This window comes from Lysobacterales bacterium (assembly GCA_014946745.1).
In the GTDB taxonomy this organism is placed as follows: Bacteria; Pseudomonadota; Gammaproteobacteria; order Xanthomonadales; family Xanthomonadaceae; genus Aquimonas.
Genome location: JADCRD010000001.1, coordinates 1,191,244 through 1,206,866, shown reverse-complemented (window position 1 = coordinate 1,206,866; position 15,623 = coordinate 1,191,244). Strand labels below are relative to the sequence as shown.

At 67.5% G+C, this 15,623-nt stretch carries 10 protein-coding genes; 3 read left to right on the top strand and 7 right to left on the bottom strand.

Features of this window, described 5'->3' with window-relative positions:
* Positions 1-182: 182 nt before the first annotated feature.
* Positions 183-1,751, top strand: coding sequence for a beta-lactamase family protein (locus H4O13_04850; GenBank protein ID MBE5314714.1), 1,569 nt, complete (start codon positions 183-185; stop codon positions 1,749-1,751).
* On the opposite strand, the gene H4O13_04845 is transcribed toward H4O13_04850, so the two are convergent.
* From H4O13_04845 to H4O13_04815, 7 genes are all read right to left on the bottom strand, one after another.
* Positions 1,709-2,323, bottom strand: a complete 615-nt coding sequence (locus H4O13_04845) for a BRCT domain-containing protein (GenBank protein ID MBE5314713.1) — start codon at positions 2,321-2,323, stop codon at positions 1,709-1,711. The two genes, H4O13_04850 and H4O13_04845, sit on opposite strands and share 43 nt — an antisense overlap.
* Positions 2,320-2,781 carry a hypothetical protein gene (locus H4O13_04840; protein ID MBE5314712.1) on the bottom strand — a complete coding sequence of 154 codons (462 nt, stop codon included), beginning with the start codon at positions 2,779-2,781 and terminating at the stop codon, positions 2,320-2,322. The genes H4O13_04845 and H4O13_04840 overlap by 4 nt, the downstream gene beginning before the upstream one ends.
* Before the next feature lie 136 nt (positions 2,782-2,917).
* The gene (locus tag H4O13_04835) at positions 2,918-4,981 is read right to left on the bottom strand and encodes a glycoside hydrolase family 97 protein (protein MBE5314711.1); all 2,064 of its coding nucleotides are present in this window, start codon (positions 4,979-4,981) and stop codon (positions 2,918-2,920) included.
* 135 nt (positions 4,982-5,116) lie between these two features.
* A complete protein-coding gene (locus H4O13_04830) occupies positions 5,117-5,992 on the bottom strand; it encodes a bile acid:sodium symporter family protein (GenBank protein MBE5314710.1) in 876 nt (291 codons plus the stop codon).
* Positions 5,993-6,159: 167 nt separating this feature from the next.
* Positions 6,160-6,918: an NAD kinase gene (locus H4O13_04825; protein ID MBE5314709.1), complete on the bottom strand. Its 759-nt coding sequence runs from the start codon at positions 6,916-6,918 to the stop codon at positions 6,160-6,162.
* 164 nt (positions 6,919-7,082) lie between these two features.
* Entirely contained in the window at positions 7,083-12,056 is a 4,974-nt protein-coding gene (locus H4O13_04820; GenBank protein ID MBE5314708.1) for an NAD-glutamate dehydrogenase, read from the bottom strand.
* Between the two features lie 86 nt (positions 12,057-12,142).
* Complete coding sequence (locus H4O13_04815; GenBank protein MBE5314707.1) at positions 12,143-13,435, bottom strand: dicarboxylate/amino acid:cation symporter; 1,293 nt, start codon at positions 13,433-13,435, stop codon at positions 12,143-12,145.
* A gap of 180 nt (positions 13,436-13,615) precedes the next feature.
* Between H4O13_04815 and H4O13_04810 the strand changes: the two genes are divergently transcribed.
* A complete protein-coding gene (locus tag H4O13_04810) occupies positions 13,616-14,527 on the top strand; it encodes a DUF1266 domain-containing protein (GenBank protein ID MBE5314706.1) in 912 nt (303 codons plus the stop codon).
* Between the two features lie 379 nt (positions 14,528-14,906).
* Positions 14,907-15,440 (top strand): hypothetical protein, encoded by a 534-nt coding sequence (locus H4O13_04805; protein ID MBE5314705.1) that lies wholly within the window; start codon positions 14,907-14,909, stop codon positions 15,438-15,440.
* Positions 15,441-15,623 lie beyond the last annotated feature (183 nt).

Genomic DNA, 15,623 nt, shown 5'->3' with positions numbered 1-15,623 from the left:
GACCCGATCTGTGGCGACGAACTGAAGCGGGCATAACGGCAACACGCGATGGCGCCGGGCGAGTCCAAAGCTGCGTTCTCACCTCCCTCGCCTGCAACCAGGCGGGCACTGACCGTCTCCATCCAGGTTGAAGCGGCGCGTCCCCGACGCGCCTCCCACCCTGGCCTCCGCGGATGGCGACGATGCCCACCTCACACAGACACCCCGCCCTGGCTGCACTCTGTGCGCTGCTCGTCCTCGTACTCGCGCTATCCGCGCAGTCGACACGTGCTGAGCCGGAGGCTCCGCAGAACGCAGGCATCGAAGCCGCCGCCGCAGCCATCAGCGACGCAGTGCGTGAAGTGCAGCGCATGCCCGGCGCCTTTCCCGCCGCATCGGCCGTCGTGGTGAGCGGCGAAGAAACGCCGCTGCTGCTGGCGCAAGGGGCGCTGCGCGCGGGACACGGCGACGCGGCCGATGCCAACGCGCGCTTCTACATCGCCTCGCAGACCAAGTCCTTCGTCGGCCTGCTGGCGGTGGAGCTGGATGCACAGGGCGTGCTGCCGCTGTCGACCACGCTGGCCGAGGTCTGGCCCGATCTGCGCCTGCCCTCGCCCGCCGAGCCCGCGCGCATCACGCTCACCGATCTGCTCTCGCACCAGGCGCCGCTGCGCACCGACACGCTGAACCTGTTGACCGCCTACGTGCGCGAGGTCCCGGCCGCCGACTACCCCGCCCTGCTGGCGGACCACACGCAGGCGCGGGAGCCGGGCTTCCGCTACGCCAACCTCGGCTACCTGGTCTACGGCGCCGCGCTGGAAGCGCGCACCGGCACACCTTGGCAGACGCACTTGAGGAAGCACGTGCTGCAGCCGCTGCAGCTGCGCTATGTGCATGCGCGCAGCTCCGAAGTGCCCGCGAAGGTTCTCGCCTGGAACCACCAGTGGGACGGCGAGCGCTGGCTGAGCACGCCGCCCAAAGCCGATGCGCTGATGCACGCCGCCGGGGGGCTGTATGCCTCCTCGGCTGACATGGCGCGCTGGCTGCGCGCGAACCTGCGCCTGCGCTCACCCAGCGGACGGCCCTCACGCGCGAGCTTCGAGCGCGCGCAGCGGCCCGTGGTGGAGGCGAACCTCGCGGACAGCGAGTTCGTCTGCGACGGCTACAGCCTGGGCTGGTACGCCTGCGGCTACCGCGGCCACCGCGTGCTGATGCACCCGGGCAGCTACCGCGGCGCAGTCAGCGTCAGCCTGCTGTTGCCCGATCTCGGCGCCGGCCTGTCCTTCGCGGTCAACAGCGATAGCGCCATCGAAGGCTTTGCGCTGGAGCTGATGAAGGCCTTCATCGGCCTGGCCCACGGCGATGACTCTGAACTCGCGCGACTGCGGCAGGCGGTGGACGCTTATCCCGGCCGACTGGCCCGGCTCGTTGAATCGCGACGCGAAGCCGTGGCGAGCGCCCGCGCCGATCCGAGCTGGGGTGGCTGGGCGTGGAAGCCAACGCGCGAGGAACTGCAGGCCTACGTGGGCGAGTTCGAGAGCGAACGTCTGGGGCGGATGCGCGTGCAGCTGGGTCCGGACGGGCTTGAAGCTTGGCTGGGTGCGATGCGAATGCAGTTGACGCCGGCGCGGGAGGGGGTGTTCGGAGCAAGCGGGTCGGAGATCGAGGTGCCAGAGGCTGTTCAGTACGACGCGCCGACCGAGTCCATCGAATGGAGACAGCAGGAGTTCTACCGAGTGCCGCGATCAGCGGGCAAGCCGCGCACCCAATGAGTCTCGCTGATGATTGCGATCGGAAATCCCAGGCCGACCAACGCATGAGCCGCTTCTATCTTCCGACCGAAGGAAGGATTCGCCCAATCCGGGGAAGCCTTCTCACCGACGATCAGGAAGTCAGTGCTCTGCGTGATGTTGCTCGCGACGAGGCCACCCAAGGCAGAAATGGTCATTTCGACCTTCGAGCGAGGCCCAAGGCGGAACGTTCCCGTAAGCACGAACGTTGCCTTGTGCCGAACCGTTGGAGGTGGCGAAGTAAAGAAGTGGGTAGAGGAAAGAGAGGTCGTACCTGCCGGGACCAGCTCGGTCCCTCCAACCAAGGAGAGCAGTTCGCCAAGGAGCGCGCCTTCGTTGTCGGAGAACGCACCATCGGACTCACACGCACGATGCAAAAGCGTGAGCAAAGGGCGGAGAATCGGGTCGCTGCTCAGCTTGTCCTGCGAAAGAATCCAACCCAGCATGAACTCGGCTTCAGCCTTGTTGACGTTGCCGTCAGCCATTACGCCGCGCATCAGACCAATTGCCTCGGTGATGTTCCGCTTCGCGTTCGCAGCTGAGTTGTAGTTCATGACGCTGCCTCGCTCAACTCAATCGAGCCCATCGCGCTGAGTCCCAGCTTGAGGACCTCGCGAAACTGCACTTGCGTAAGCTCGCGCGGTGCCTCGAGTCGCTGCCGTACTTGGCCAGTGACGATGTCCATTACACGAAATACGACCGTACCGCCTCCGTATGCACCAGAACTTGGGCTGCCACTGCTCACCTGCAGGATGGTCCGCAGACTCTTCAGTGCCTCACCCCAGTGAAGCTCATAGCCAGCTGCGTGATCGTAGAAGATGCACCCATCCGTGACTTCCGGCTGGCCCGTATCAACCAGCACTTTGACCGTCGCGCCGGCCCGTCTTCGATCCAACCACTTGAGCCCAAGAACGGGAGCAAGGTGCTCGGGAACTGCGTATGCGAAGCCTTCGGCATATCGAAACTTCGCCCCTTCGAAGGGCGACACGAAGGTTATTGGCGTGCCGTGCATACCTGCATCCCCCACAATGTCGGCTTGACGAGGCTACAACATCTTTTCCACTCGCTGACGCGATTGTTCGCGGCAAGCGCCGAAGAAGAGGGGCGGGATGAACCGTGGAGTCCGCGGGAGTAGGTACGCATTGCACTCAGTTCTCAGGCGCCTCCACCCAGCGCTTCTCGGTGCGCATCGCATACGGATTGCTGCGCCAGTTCGCGCCCTCGCCGTCCAGATACAGATGGGCGCAGTAGCGTTCGTCTGCCTCCAGAAAGTCCAGCGGCAGGGTCAGCGTGCGTGGGTGTTCGTCGGTGAGCGCGCCCAGGTACCAGTCGCGGCTGCCGCGCTGCTGGCGGGCGATGGCGATGTAGTCGCCGACTTCGCCGGCCAGCGCGCGGCTGTCTTCCCAGTCGGTGGGCACGTCGCGAATGAACTGGAAGGCCTGCGGGTGCGCGGCGTAGTGCTCCGGCAGGTCGGCCACCATCTGGATGGGGCTGTACAGCACCACGTAGAGGCTCAGCTCCTTGGCCAGTGTGTGCTGCACGCGGTTCACCGCATCGAGGCCTTCGTAGGCCAGGTTGAAGATGCCGGGCGTGTAGTCCATCGGGCCGGAGAGCATGCGCGTGAACGGCAGCAGGGCGACGTGCTCGGGCGGGTTGGGCGGGTTGCCCCAGGCGTTGTACTCCTGCCCGCGCGCGCCTTCGCGGGTGATCCAGTTCGGGTAGGTGCGGCGCAGGCCGGTGTCCTTGATCGGTTCGTGGGTGTTGATGCTGATGCGGCGTTCGCTGGCTTCGATCAGGGTGCGCTGGTGCTCGTTGACCATGAACTGGCCGTCGTGCCACTCGCGCCGCAGCACGCCGTGCTCGTCGATGCGTTTGATGCCGCCGCCATCGGCGACGTAGCCGGTCTTGACCTGGCGCACGCCGAGGCGCTCGTAGAGGTCGAAGGCGGCATCCATCTGCGTGGCGTAGTTGCTGACGTGGCCCGAGGTCTCGTGGTGGCCGACCAGGCGCACGCCGCGCTCGCGCGCATACGCGGCCACGGCGTCGATGTCGAAGTCCGGGTAGGCGGTGGTGAAGTTGAAGATCTCGCCGTTGTGGAACCAGTCGCCGTCCCAGCCGAGGTTCCAGCCTTCCACCAGCACGCCGCTGAACCCGTTGTCGGCAGCGAAGTCGATGTAGCGCTTCGCGTTCGCTGTGGTCGCGCCGTGCTTGGGCCCGCTGGCCCAGGTTTCCACGCCCAGATGCATGCCCCACCAGATGCCGACGTACTTGCCCGGCTCGACCCAGCTCACGTCGCCCAGTGCGTTCGGCGCGTTCAAGTTGAGGATGAGATCGGAGTCGATCAGGCCGCTGGCGCTGTCGGCGATATGCAGGGTGCGCCAGGGCGTGACGAAGCCGGCGCGGGTGCGCACGCGCACGCCGTCGTGCCAGGGCGTGAGGTCGGCCTTCAGCACGCCGTCGCGCTGCTGGTCGAGCACCATCGCGGCGTAGTCGATCAGCGCGGCCTCGTGGATGGCGATGTGCAGGCCGGCGGGCGTGCGCAGGGTCATCGGCGTGTGCGCGCGATCCATCTCCGGCAGCTTGGTGCTGCGGTAGAGGTATTCGTAGCGGTTCCAGCTGCGGCCGGGGATCCACCAGGTGTCGAGGGTTTCCGGCTTGGGAAGGCGGAACTCGGTGAGTTCATCGAGCAGATGCAGCTCGGCCAGGCCGTGCTGCGCGGGCACGCGGTAGCGGAAGCCCAGACCGTCATTGAACACGCGCACCTCGATGTCGAGGCGATGGTGCGGAGGCGCGCTGCGCTCCAGCTCGACGCGCAGCGCGCGGTGGTGGTCGCGCACGACGCGGCGCTCGCCCCAGGGCTGCTCCCAGCGGCTGTCGTGCTCGGCCTGCTCGCTGCCAAGGATGCGGAAGCCCGCGCCGAAGTCGGCGGTCTCGCGGAACACGAAGCCGAGCGCAGAGGGTTCGATCACCGTCATCGCCCCGCGGTGCACGCTGTAGCGCAGCCTGCCCTCGGCGGTGCTCAGCACGAAGCGGGTGCGGCCATCCGGCGAGCGGACCTCGACGGTGTTGACCGGGTCGAGCCGGGCGTCGTCGCCCTTGGCCGTGGATTCGGCCGCAGCGGGCGCCACAGAGGCGCTCACGGCGAGCGCGACCAGCGCGAGTATGAGAGGCGTGGACAGGCAGCGGTGTAGCGTCGAGACAAGCGCGCGCATGGGCCGGATCCGGGCAGCGGGGGTGGCTGCGAAGCTATGCGCAAACGCCGGGCTGCGGGGCACACGACATACGTATTCAAGCCTTCGGCACAGCCACACGCCCGCGCGCTGCGACGTGTCAGGCTGCGACCCTGCCTACTTCGGCGCGCCCGTCTGTCGCTGCCGGCGGAGGATCCACCAGGCGAACACGCCGCCGGTGACGTACATCACCAGCGAATACAGCGCCGGCGCGACCGAGGCTGCGGGCATCTGCAGCACGCTGAGGGCCACGAAAATCGCCAGGGTGCCGTTGTGGATGCCGATTTCGAAAGCGATCGCGGTGGCCTGCGGCACGCCGAGCCGCGCGAGGCGACCGGCCCAGTAGCCCGAGAGCAGGCTGGCCAGATTGAACAGCAGCACCACGCCGCCGAGCGCCAGCGCGTGGGTGGCGAGCGTCTTGCGCTCGATCACCACGGCGGCCGCGATCAGCAGCACCAGGATCAGGGTCGAAAGGATGCGCACGGGCTTGTCCAGGCGCTCCGCCAGCGCCGGCTTCCAGGCGCGCAGGCCCATGCCGATCAGCACCGGCAGCAGCACCAGCAGGCCGACCTCGATGATCTTCTGCGTCGGCGGCGGCACCGCCTGCTCGCTGCCAATCAGCCAGGCGAGACCCAGCGCGGTCCATAGCGGCAGAGTGATGAGGCACAGCGCGCTGTTGATGGCGGTGAGCGTGATGTTCAGCGCCACATCCCCGCGCGCCAGATGCGAAAACAGGTTGGCGGTGACGCCGCCGGGCGAAGCAGCCAGCAGCACCAGGCCCAATCCAAGTTCAGGCGGTAGAGCAAAGGCGAAGACGAGACCGAAAGCCACCGCCGGCAACACGCCGGTCTGCACGGCCAGCGCCACCACCACGGCACGCGGCGCGGTCGCCACGCGCTTGAAGTCGGCGACGCCGAGATGCAGGCCCAGGCCGATCATCACGATCGCGAGCGCGATCGGCAGTCCGGCGCTGAAGATCAGGTTGTTGCCCATGGTTTCCGCCCCCTGCGGAGATCACCGCGACACAGTGCCGCGACGGCCGAGAGTGAACGATGAGCACGCGCCGCGCATCGCGCGCCGCATCATCGCCCGGCGCGCCGCGTGGGCTGCGCCACTGGCGGCGCCGCGTACAGGCCGGGCGCCGAACTCGACGCTGCGCCTCAGGCTTCGAACTGCTCGGCGAGGATGCGCTCTTCGAGGTTGTGCTCGGGGTCGAACAGCAGGCGCACGGTGCGCTCGGGGCTCTGCCGCACGCGCACCTCGACCACATCGCGGATCTCGGTGGAATCGGCGGTCGCGCTCACCGGCCGCTTGTAGTGATCGAGGATCTCGAAGCTGACCTCCGCATCGGAGCGCAGGATGGCGCCACGCCAGCGCCTGGGGCGGAACGGGCTGATCGGGGTCAGCGCCAGCACCGAGCTGTCGAGCGGCAGGATCGGCCCGTGCGCGGACAGGTTGTAGGCCGTGGAGCCGGCCGGCGTGGCGACCATGATGCCGTCGCAGACCAGCTCATCGAGGCGCACCGCGTTGTTCAGGCGGATGCGGATCTTGGCCGCCTGCTTGGTCTGACGCAGCAGCGACACTTCATTGAAGGCCAGCGCGCCGCTGCTGCTGCCGGATTCGGAAATCGCCAGCATCTCGAGAGGACGCAGCACCGCCGCCTCGGCCGCCTGGATGCGCTCGACCAGTCCATCGGCGCGCCAGGCGTTCATCAGAAAGCCGACGCTGCCGGTCTTCATGCCGAACACCGGCACGCCGAAGGACTGCGTGCGGTGCAGGGTCTGCAGCATGAAGCCATCGCCGCCGATGGCGACCACCGCCTCGCACTGGTCCAGCTCGACCGCCGGATGCAGGGCTTCCAGCTCGGCGCGGGCGGCCTGTGCTTCAGGGGTGCGGCTGGCGAGCACGGCGATGCGCATGGCGAGATCCTGTCCGATCGGGGTGCAGAAGGGAGTCAAGGCAAACCCGGCCCGAAGAAGCCGAGTGCGAGCCTCACCATGCCACAGCGCGCCGTGCGCGTGCAGGCCGGCCCGTGTGGATAGTCCGCACGGGCCGCCCGTTCATTCCTCGACGCGAGCGGAGCTCAGGCGCTGCCAGCGGCGGCCAGCTGGGCCAGTCGACGCACCGCCACCGACACCGTGGGGTAGTCCATGGCCAGCTGGGTGCGCATGTCGGCGAACATGTTCAGGGTGAACTTGAGCGCGGTGTCGTCGCGGCCCAGCCAGGCCGACAGACGCTTGCCGACATCGCCCTTGCCGTGGCGCAGCACCTGGGCCACCAGCGCGCCCTGCTGCTGCTGCATCTCGTCGCGCATCGAGCCACGCGCCAGCGCATGCCAGCGGCCGTCGACCGGAAGCTCTTCGATCTTCTGCAGCAGCCACTGCAGGTGCAGGGCTTCGCCGAGGCCGGAGAAGACGCGGGCGACATCGGTGACCGGCAGCTGATGCACGCTGGCGACCTCGACCACATCCAGCGCCGAGTACAGCATCGACAGGGTTGCCAGCTGCTGCGACAGGCCCTGCGGCAGACCGGCGTCGAGCCAGCCCGCGCGCGCATCGGCAAAGCGCGTGCGATCGCCCTCGGAGAGGATCTCGGGCAGCGCCGCGCGGAGCGCTTCGATGCCCGGCTGGTAGCGGGCCACCGCGTCGGCGATGTCGAAACGATCGCCGGGGCGGTTCAGCAGCCAGCGCGTCATGGTGCGCAGCAAGCTCCAGATCTCCAGCAGCGCGTCGATCTGCGCCGACTCCAGCACCTTCAGGTCGAGGGCGTCGATGTCGGCCCACAGCGCGCGAGCGTTGAGCACTTCGCGGGCGATGCTGTAGGCCTTGGCGATCTGCGCAGGGCTGCGGCCGGTGTCCTCCTGCATGCGCATCAAGAAGGTCGAGCCCATGCGGTTGACCATCGAGTTGGTCACCGCGGTGGCGATGATCTCGCGGCGCAGGCGATGGCGCTGCATGTGCTCGGCGTAGCGCTCCTGCAGCGCCTGCGGGAAGTAGCGCACCAGCTCCTTCGAGAGGTACGGATCTTCCGGCACGTCGGACTCCAGCAGCTGCTGGAAGGCGACGATCTTCGAGTACGACAGCAGGATCGACAGCTCCGGTCGGGTCAGGCCCAGCCCGCGCGCCTTGCGCTCGGCGAACTCGGTGTCGGACGGCAGGAACTCCAGCTGGCGATCCAGCAGGCCCTGGCTCTCCAGCGTGCGGATGAAGTGCTGCTTCGAGCCCAGCCGGTAGACGCTCATCCGCTCCATCAGGCTGATCGCCTGGTTCTGGCGGTAGTTGTCGTTCAGCACCAGCTGCGCGACGTCGTCGGTCATCGCCGCCAGCAACGCATTGCGGTCCGGCGTGCTGAGCTCGGCGCGACCCACCGCGTCGTTCAGCAGAATCTTGATGTTGACCTCGTGGTCCGAGGTGTCGACGCCCGCCGAGTTGTCGATGAAGTCGGTGTTGAGCAGCACGCCGTTCAGCGCCGCCTCGATGCGGCCCTTCTGGGTCATGCCGAGGTTGCCGCCCTCGCCCACCACGCGGCAGCGCAGCTCGCTGCCGTTGACGCGGATCGCGTTGTTGGCGCGGTCGCCCACATCGGCATGGGTTTCGCTGCCGGCCTTGACGTAGGTGCCAATGCCGCCGTTCCAGAGCAGGTCGACCGGCGCCTTCAGGATCGCGGTCAGCAGCTCGTTCGGCGACAGTGCGGCCACGCCCTCGGCGATGCCCAGCACCTCGCGCACCTGCGGGCTGACTGGAATGGACTTCAAGCTGCGCGGATAGATGCCGCCGCCCGCGCTGATCAGGGACTTGTCGTAGTCATCCCAGGACGAGCGCGGCAGGGCGAACATGCGCTCGCGCTCGACGAAGCTGCGCGCTGCATCGGGGTTGGGATCGAGGAAGATGTGGCGGTGATCGAATGCCGCCAGCAGGCGGATGTGCTTCGACAGCAGCATGCCGTTGCCGAACACGTCGCCCGACATGTCGCCGATGCCGACGCAGGTGAAATCGGCGCTCTGCGAGTCGCGGCCCATGGCGCGGAAGTGGCGCTTGACCGACTCCCAGCCGCCCTTGGCCGTGATGCCCATGCCCTTGTGGTCGTAGCCCACCGAGCCGCCCGAGGCGAAGGCATCGCCCAGCCAGAAGCCGTGCTCCAGCGAGATCGCGTTGGCGATGTCGGAGAACGTCGCCGTGCCCTTGTCAGCGGCCACCACCAGGTAGGGGTCATCGCCATCGCGACGCACCACGTCCTGCGGATGGATCACGCCCTGCTCGCCGAGGTTGTCGGTGATGTCGAGCAGGCCGTTGATGAACAGGCGATAGCAGGCGATGCCCTCGGCCAGAATCGCGTCGCGATCGCCGCCGATCGGCGGGCGCTTGGCATAGAAGCCGCCCTTGGCGCCGACCGGCACGATGACCGTGTTCTTGACCATCTGCGCCTTGACCAGGCCCAGCACCTCGGTGCGGAAGTCTTCGCGGCGATCCGACCAGCGCAGGCCGCCGCGGGCGACCGGGCCGTAGCGCAGGTGCACGCCTTCGACGCGCGGGCCGTAAACGAAGATCTCGCGGTAAGGCCGCGGCTTCGGCAGCTCGGGCACGGCGCTCGGGTCGAACTTGAAGCTGATGTAGTCGCGGTGCTTGCCGCTCGGGCGCTGGAAGTAGCTGGTGCGCAGGGTCGCCTGCATCACCCCCAGGAAGCTGCGCAGGATGCGGTCTTCATCCAGGCTGGACACGCCCTCCAGCAGCACGCTGAGGGCATCGTCCCCGGCATCGACCAGCGCGCCGGAATCCAGCCCGCGAGCCTGCGCCACCGCTTCGATCTGGGCCAACACGGCTTCGCCCGGTTCGGCGCCGGCCACCGCCAGCAGGTTCGCGCGCAGCGCTGCCGCGCCGGCCGCGCGTGCGGCCTCGGACTCGCGCAGGCGGCTCGGGTCGAACAGGCCGTGGAAGTACTCCACCAGCACCCGCGCGATCAGCGGATAGCGGTTGAGCGTGGCTTCCATGTAGGGCTGCGAGAACGGCGCCTGCGCCTGCAGCAGGTACTTGCAGTAGCCGCGCAGCATCGCCACCTGCCGCCAGTCGAGGCCGGCGGTGAGGATCAACGCGTTGAAGCCGTCGCTCTCGGCCTGGCCGCGCCAGATGTGCTCGAAGGCGTCCTCGAAGCGGCCGCGCAGAGCTTCGACATCGATGCTGCCGAAGCCGACCTGCTCCTGCGAGCTGACGACTTCGAAATCCTGGATGAAGATCGACTCGGCACCGACCACCATCTCGAAGGGATGCTCGGAGAGGATGCGCAGGCCCATGTTCTCCATCATCGGCAGCGCATCCGACAGCACGATCGGGCTGCCGTAGCGGAACAGCTTGAAGCGCAGGCGCGAGCCCGACTCGCGGCTGCTGCGGTACAGGCGCAGGCGCAGGTCTTCCGGGCCATGCAGGGCGGCGGCCTGTTCGACGTCCTTGGCGGCGACCTCCGGCGTGGCCTGCTCGATATAGCCGACCGGCAGGGCCTTGCCGTAGCGCTGGGTGAGCTTCAGCCCGCGCTCTTCGCCAAGGCGCTGCACCAGCAGGTCGCGCAGTTCGTCGTGCCAGTTGCGCACGATCTGCGCCAGCTTGGCCTCGATCGCGGGGACGTCGACTTCGATCGACTCGCCGCTGCGCGGGCGCACGATCATGTGCAGCTGGGCCAAGGGCGAATCGCCCATTTGCACATTGGTGTCGAGGCGCTCGCCGTTCAGCGCCTCGCGCAGCAGGGCTTCAGCGCGCAGACGCACCTCGGTGTTGTAGCGGTCGCGCGGGATGTACAGCAGCACGGAGTAGAAGCGGCCGTAGCGATCGCGGCGCAGGAACAGGCGGGTGCGCGAGCGCTCCTGCAGGGCGAGGATACCCATCGAGGTCTGGTACAGCTCGTCCTCACCCGCTTGGAAAAGTTCATCGCGCGGCAGGCTTTCCAGGATGTGGCGCAGCGACTTGCCGCTGTGGCTGTTCGGCGCGAGGCCGGACTCGTGCATCACGTGCTCGTAGCGGCGACGCACCAGCGGAATGGTCCAGGGCCGCGACGCATAGGCGCTGGACGTGTAGAGGCCAAGGAAGCGGTGCTCGGCAACGGCGCGACCGGTGTCATCGAAGACCAGCACGCCGATGTAGTCCATGTAGCCCGGACGATGCACCGAGCTACGCGCATTGGTCTTGGTGAGGATCAAGGCGCCCACGGCGCCCGACTGCGGCATATGGCTGGCGGCGAGGGTCTTCAGCGGCCGCGGCTTGGCGGTGGCGTCGCGCCCGGAGAGGATGCCAAGCCCGGTGCCCTGCACGGCGTAGAGCAGATCCTCGCCGTTCGAGTTGTCGCGACGGTACTCGCGATAGCCAAGGAAGGTGAAGTGGTCGTCGGCGGCCCAGCGCAGGAACTCCTGCGCCTCGCGACGGCCCTCTTCGCCGATCGGCATGGGCCGCTCGTCCATCGAGGCGATGACCGTCAGCATGCGCTCGCGCATCGGCGACCAGTCGCGCACGCAGCTGCGCACGTCGGCGAGCGCGTTGAGAATGGTCTCCTGCACGCGACGCAGGTCCTCGGGCTCGGCGAGACGGTCGATCTCAAGATGCATGACCGATTCGTCGGCGCCGCGCTCACCCAGCGAAAGCACATGGCCACCAGGGTCGCGCTGCACCGGCAGCACCGGATGGATGATGGCGTGCAGCTGCAGGTCGCAGTTGGCGACGGCCATGCTCACCGAATCGACCAGGAAGGGCATGTCGTCGTTGACGATCTGGATGATCGTATGCGCGCTGTCCCAGCCCTCGCTCGCCTGCGTATTGAAGATGCGCAGCTTGGGCGTGCCGGGACGGCGCTCGCGCAGGAACTCCAGCAGTTCGACGATCAGCGCGGCCCACAGCTCGGGCGCGCGCGCGGCCAGTTCATCCGCCGCCATGCGCCCGAAGAAGCGGCGGGCGAAGGCGGCGGCATCGCCCTGCCGGGGCGCCGGCAGCCTCCCGTTCAGGGCTTCAAGAATGGGGTCCAGCAGGGTGCGATCGGCAGTCGACATGGCGGAGGTTCTTGGCTCTGGGGGCGGAGCCATTCAAGAGCCGCGAATGATAGTGGAGATCGCGTGCCCAGGCTTGCCGTAAGCCCGCTCTGCAAGCGGCGTACCGCACGGTATGCCAATCAGGCGCGAGGCGTCCCTGACCCACCGGTGTCGGCCGTTGCGGCGATCAGCTCAGGCGCCGCCTCGCCCTCGGCGCGCAGCTGACCTTCCCACTTCGACACCACGGCGGTGGCGACGCTGTTGCCGATCACGTTGGTGGCGGAACGCCCCATATCGAGGAAGTGGTCAATGCCGAGCAGCAGCAGCAGGCCGGCCTCGGGCAGGTCGAACTGCGCGAGCGTCGCCGCGATCACCACCAGCGAGGCGCGCGGAACGCCGGCCATGCCCTTCGAGGTCACCATCAGGATCAGCAGCATGGTCAGCTGCTGCGCCCACGTCAGCTCGATGCCGTAGGCCTGGGCGATGAACATCACCGCGAAGGTGCAGTACATCATCGAACCATCGAGGTTGAACGAGTAGCCGAGCGGCAGCACGAACGAGGCCACGCGGTTGCTGCAGCCGAACTTTTCCAGCTGGGCCAAGGTACGCGGATACGCGGCCTCGCTGGACGCGGTGGCAAAGGCCAGCATCACCGGCTCGCGCACGATGCCGAACAGCCGCACGGCGCGGCGGCCGATGACGAGGAAAGCCGCGCCGAACAGCAGCAGCCACAGCAGCAGGATCGACAGATAGAAGCCCAGCATGAACTCCACATACTTGCCGAGGATGCCGAAGCCACTCTTGGCCACCGTGGAGGCCACCGCCGCGAACACCGCCAGCGGCGCGAACCACATCACGTACATGGTCAGCTTGAGCATGGCGTAGGACAGGCCTTCCAGCGCATCGACCAGGGCCTTGCCCTTCTCGCCGATGGCCGCACAGGCGGCGCCGAACAGCACCGAGAACACCACGATCTGCAGGATCTCGTTATTCGCCAAGCCGTCGAAAATGCTGGTCGGCACCAGATGGGTGACGAAGTCCTGCAGCGACATCGCGGTAGCGGAAATGCCGGTCGCAGCACCCGCCTCCGGCAGCGGAACGTCCAGCCCGACGCCCGGCGCCAGCAGGTTGACCATCAGCAGCCCCAGGCTGAGCGACGCCGCCGAGGCCAGCACGAACCAGCTCACCGCCTTGATGCCGACCCGCCCCACCGCTGCCCCATCGCCCATCTTGGCGATGCCCACCACCAGCGTGGCGAGCACCAGCGGCGCGATGATCATCTTGATGAGGCGCAAGAAGACCGTGGTGACCAGACCGAGATGGGCGATGATCGAACTCGGATCGGCCACCGTCTGGTTGACGGCGAAGCCGGCCACGATGCCCAGCACCAGGGCCACGAGGATCCAGAAGGTCAGGCTGCGGTGAGAGAGCATCCAAGTGATCCGCGCGTGAAGGGTGGCGAATGCTAGCAGCTGCACGCGCTCCTCGGCCCAGCCCGTCTCCGGTCGGAGCTGCTGAGGATCGAACCTGATCGCGCCTCCCACGCGATCGTGGTCCCGCGGACTTGGGGTGGCGCTCGAAATCCGAACGCCACGCGCCGCGGGCCGGCTTGCGTGTCGCGGCGGCTCAGGCCAGCCCCTCCGCGGAAAACACAGATCGTCGATACTGGAAACGCTCATCGCTCGACTCATCGCCAAGCACGGACCCATGGCATGGAAGACACGCAGCTGCTGCAGATCCTCGCCGGCACCGGTGTCGGTCTCGCGCTCGCGGCCAGCTCGGCCTGGCTGGCCAAGCGACGCTGGCAGCGCTCGGATGAACGCTGGAGGGCCTGGTTTCCCGAGGCACCCGACGTGCCGGAGAACCCGGAGCTCACGCGCGAGCTCGCGGTGGGAGCGGTACTCGGAGTGAACAACGCGTTTCCCGTCAATACGCTGGACCCGCACAAGCCGCGCGCCGAGATGCGCACGTGGCTGGCCGACTTCTGGAACACCCGAAACGCGGCGCAGGCGCGGGAGTGCGTGCAGTCGCTGCTCATGGAAGGCCATTCGGCGACCTTCGACCTGCTTATCGACGCGGCCAGCGAGGGCGATCCCGACGTCAGCCGCGAGCATCTGGAGCAGGTCTTCGTCGACGACCTGGAGCACAACCCGGAGCTGGCGGAATTCATCGCCCATCATCCCGAAGCGATTGCGCGCCTTGAGGCCCTCGGCTACCTGGTCACCCAGGCCGATGTGGAGCGCGGCACGCGCGCCTATGACCTCGGCCGGGCGGTGGTGGTCAGCCGCGTCGCCTTTGGCGCGGGCTACTTCAACCGCGCCGAGGCCATGACGATGATCCGGATGGCGGCCTTCGTGTCCCAGCGGACGTTCAAGTCCTGGCGCGAGTTCGCAACCAGCTATCTGCTGGGGCGGGCGCTCTGGGGCGGCGTCGACGAACCCGACTTCGAAGGCATGGTCCGGATCGTCGAGGAGCTGCTGCGCAACCCGCGCAGCCCGTGGCAGCGCTGCGGCTGGTTTCGCTGAACGTCCACCACGCGATGTCCTGAACCGATGTGGCGACTTGCAGTGACCGGCACTGCGCCGATCACCTTGCGTGCATGGCGGTCGCTGATGCGCTTGCAGGCGGACCACAGACGTGTCCACGCCATCCACACATCGGCCGGGCCTTTCGCGAGCGCGATGTCGCGGACCGAAGCGCTACAAGCCCACGGGGCGCAGGGCGGAACGAATCTAAACTCGGGTGGATTGGCTCGGTAGACTGCGACCGCGTTCCGAGGGCCCAGCCGCTCGACGGAAGACCGAACCGTTCACTGCCGGCCATGCGGATCGCCCGTCTCCGTTTGCGCTGTGGGTCGATAGCGATACGCCGTGTTCTGGAGGAGTTCGACGAGCGCCGCATGCCGTGACTTCGGCGGCTCCAGAGGCCGCCTGGGGGCACTCAAGGCAGACGCTGCGCGTTGGTTCGGCTGCTCCCCGTTTCCACCTTCTGAGCACCTGCAAGGAGTTCCCCATGCAAGACCCCACTCAGGGCACCGAAAGACGCAGCAAGGCCTGGCAGCGCATCGCGATCACGGCCTTCCTTGTCGCGATGCTGGGGCTGGTGCTGATGAACCTGCCGCGCGGGTTCGATACGGATCTGAGCAAGATCGGTGCAGGCAAGCCCGCTGTGGTGTTCGTCTACGATCCGAACCTGCTGGTCAGCAACCAGCAGACCCGGGAACTGGACGCGGCGCGGGAAAGCCTTGGCGATGCCCTGCATTTCCTGATCGCGGATGTCGGCCGACCTGAGGGGCAGCAGTTCATGCGTGAGCATCAGGCGAGTTCCACGCAGCTGCTGCTGTTTGCGCCGGATGGCCAAGTACTCAGCAGAATGCAGGGGCTGGTCAGCTCCGATCAGCTCATCGAGTCGTTCGCGGCTGCAGGCGCTGCTGACTGAGTCGGGCAGTCAGTGGCCAGGTGGGTGTCGTAGACGGCGCATAGCTGCGCGCCCGCCGCCGGTAAGTTCCGCCCTCAACGGGCTGTCGATGCTCCCGATCAGCGCGGCCCGATTGTTGGCGCGGTGGACGTTCCACGCCCACAGCGCAGTCACCAACACGTCTGCGGCCAGCCCGGCCTGAGC

Excerpts from the sequence above, each read along its gene's own strand:
- H4O13_04815 (MBE5314707.1), bottom strand. The coding sequence starts at position 13,435 with ATGCTCTCTCACCGCAGCCTGACCTTCTGGATCCTCGTGGCCCTGGTG.
- H4O13_04820 (MBE5314708.1), bottom strand. The coding sequence starts at position 12,056 with ATGGCTCCGCCCCCAGAGCCAAGAACCTCCGCCATGTCGACTGCCGAT.
- H4O13_04840 (MBE5314712.1), bottom strand. The coding sequence starts at position 2,781 with ATGCACGGCACGCCAATAACCTTCGTGTCGCCCTTCGAAGGGGCGAAG.
- H4O13_04850 (MBE5314714.1), top strand. The coding sequence starts at position 183 with ATGCCCACCTCACACAGACACCCCGCCCTGGCTGCACTCTGTGCGCTG.
- H4O13_04825 (MBE5314709.1), bottom strand. The coding sequence starts at position 6,918 with ATGCGCATCGCCGTGCTCGCCAGCCGCACCCCTGAAGCACAGGCCGCC.
- H4O13_04845 (MBE5314713.1), bottom strand. The coding sequence starts at position 2,323 with ATGAACTACAACTCAGCTGCGAACGCGAAGCGGAACATCACCGAGGCA.
- H4O13_04835 (MBE5314711.1), bottom strand. The coding sequence starts at position 4,981 with ATGCGCGCGCTTGTCTCGACGCTACACCGCTGCCTGTCCACGCCTCTC.
- H4O13_04830 (MBE5314710.1), bottom strand. The coding sequence starts at position 5,992 with ATGGGCAACAACCTGATCTTCAGCGCCGGACTGCCGATCGCGCTCGCG.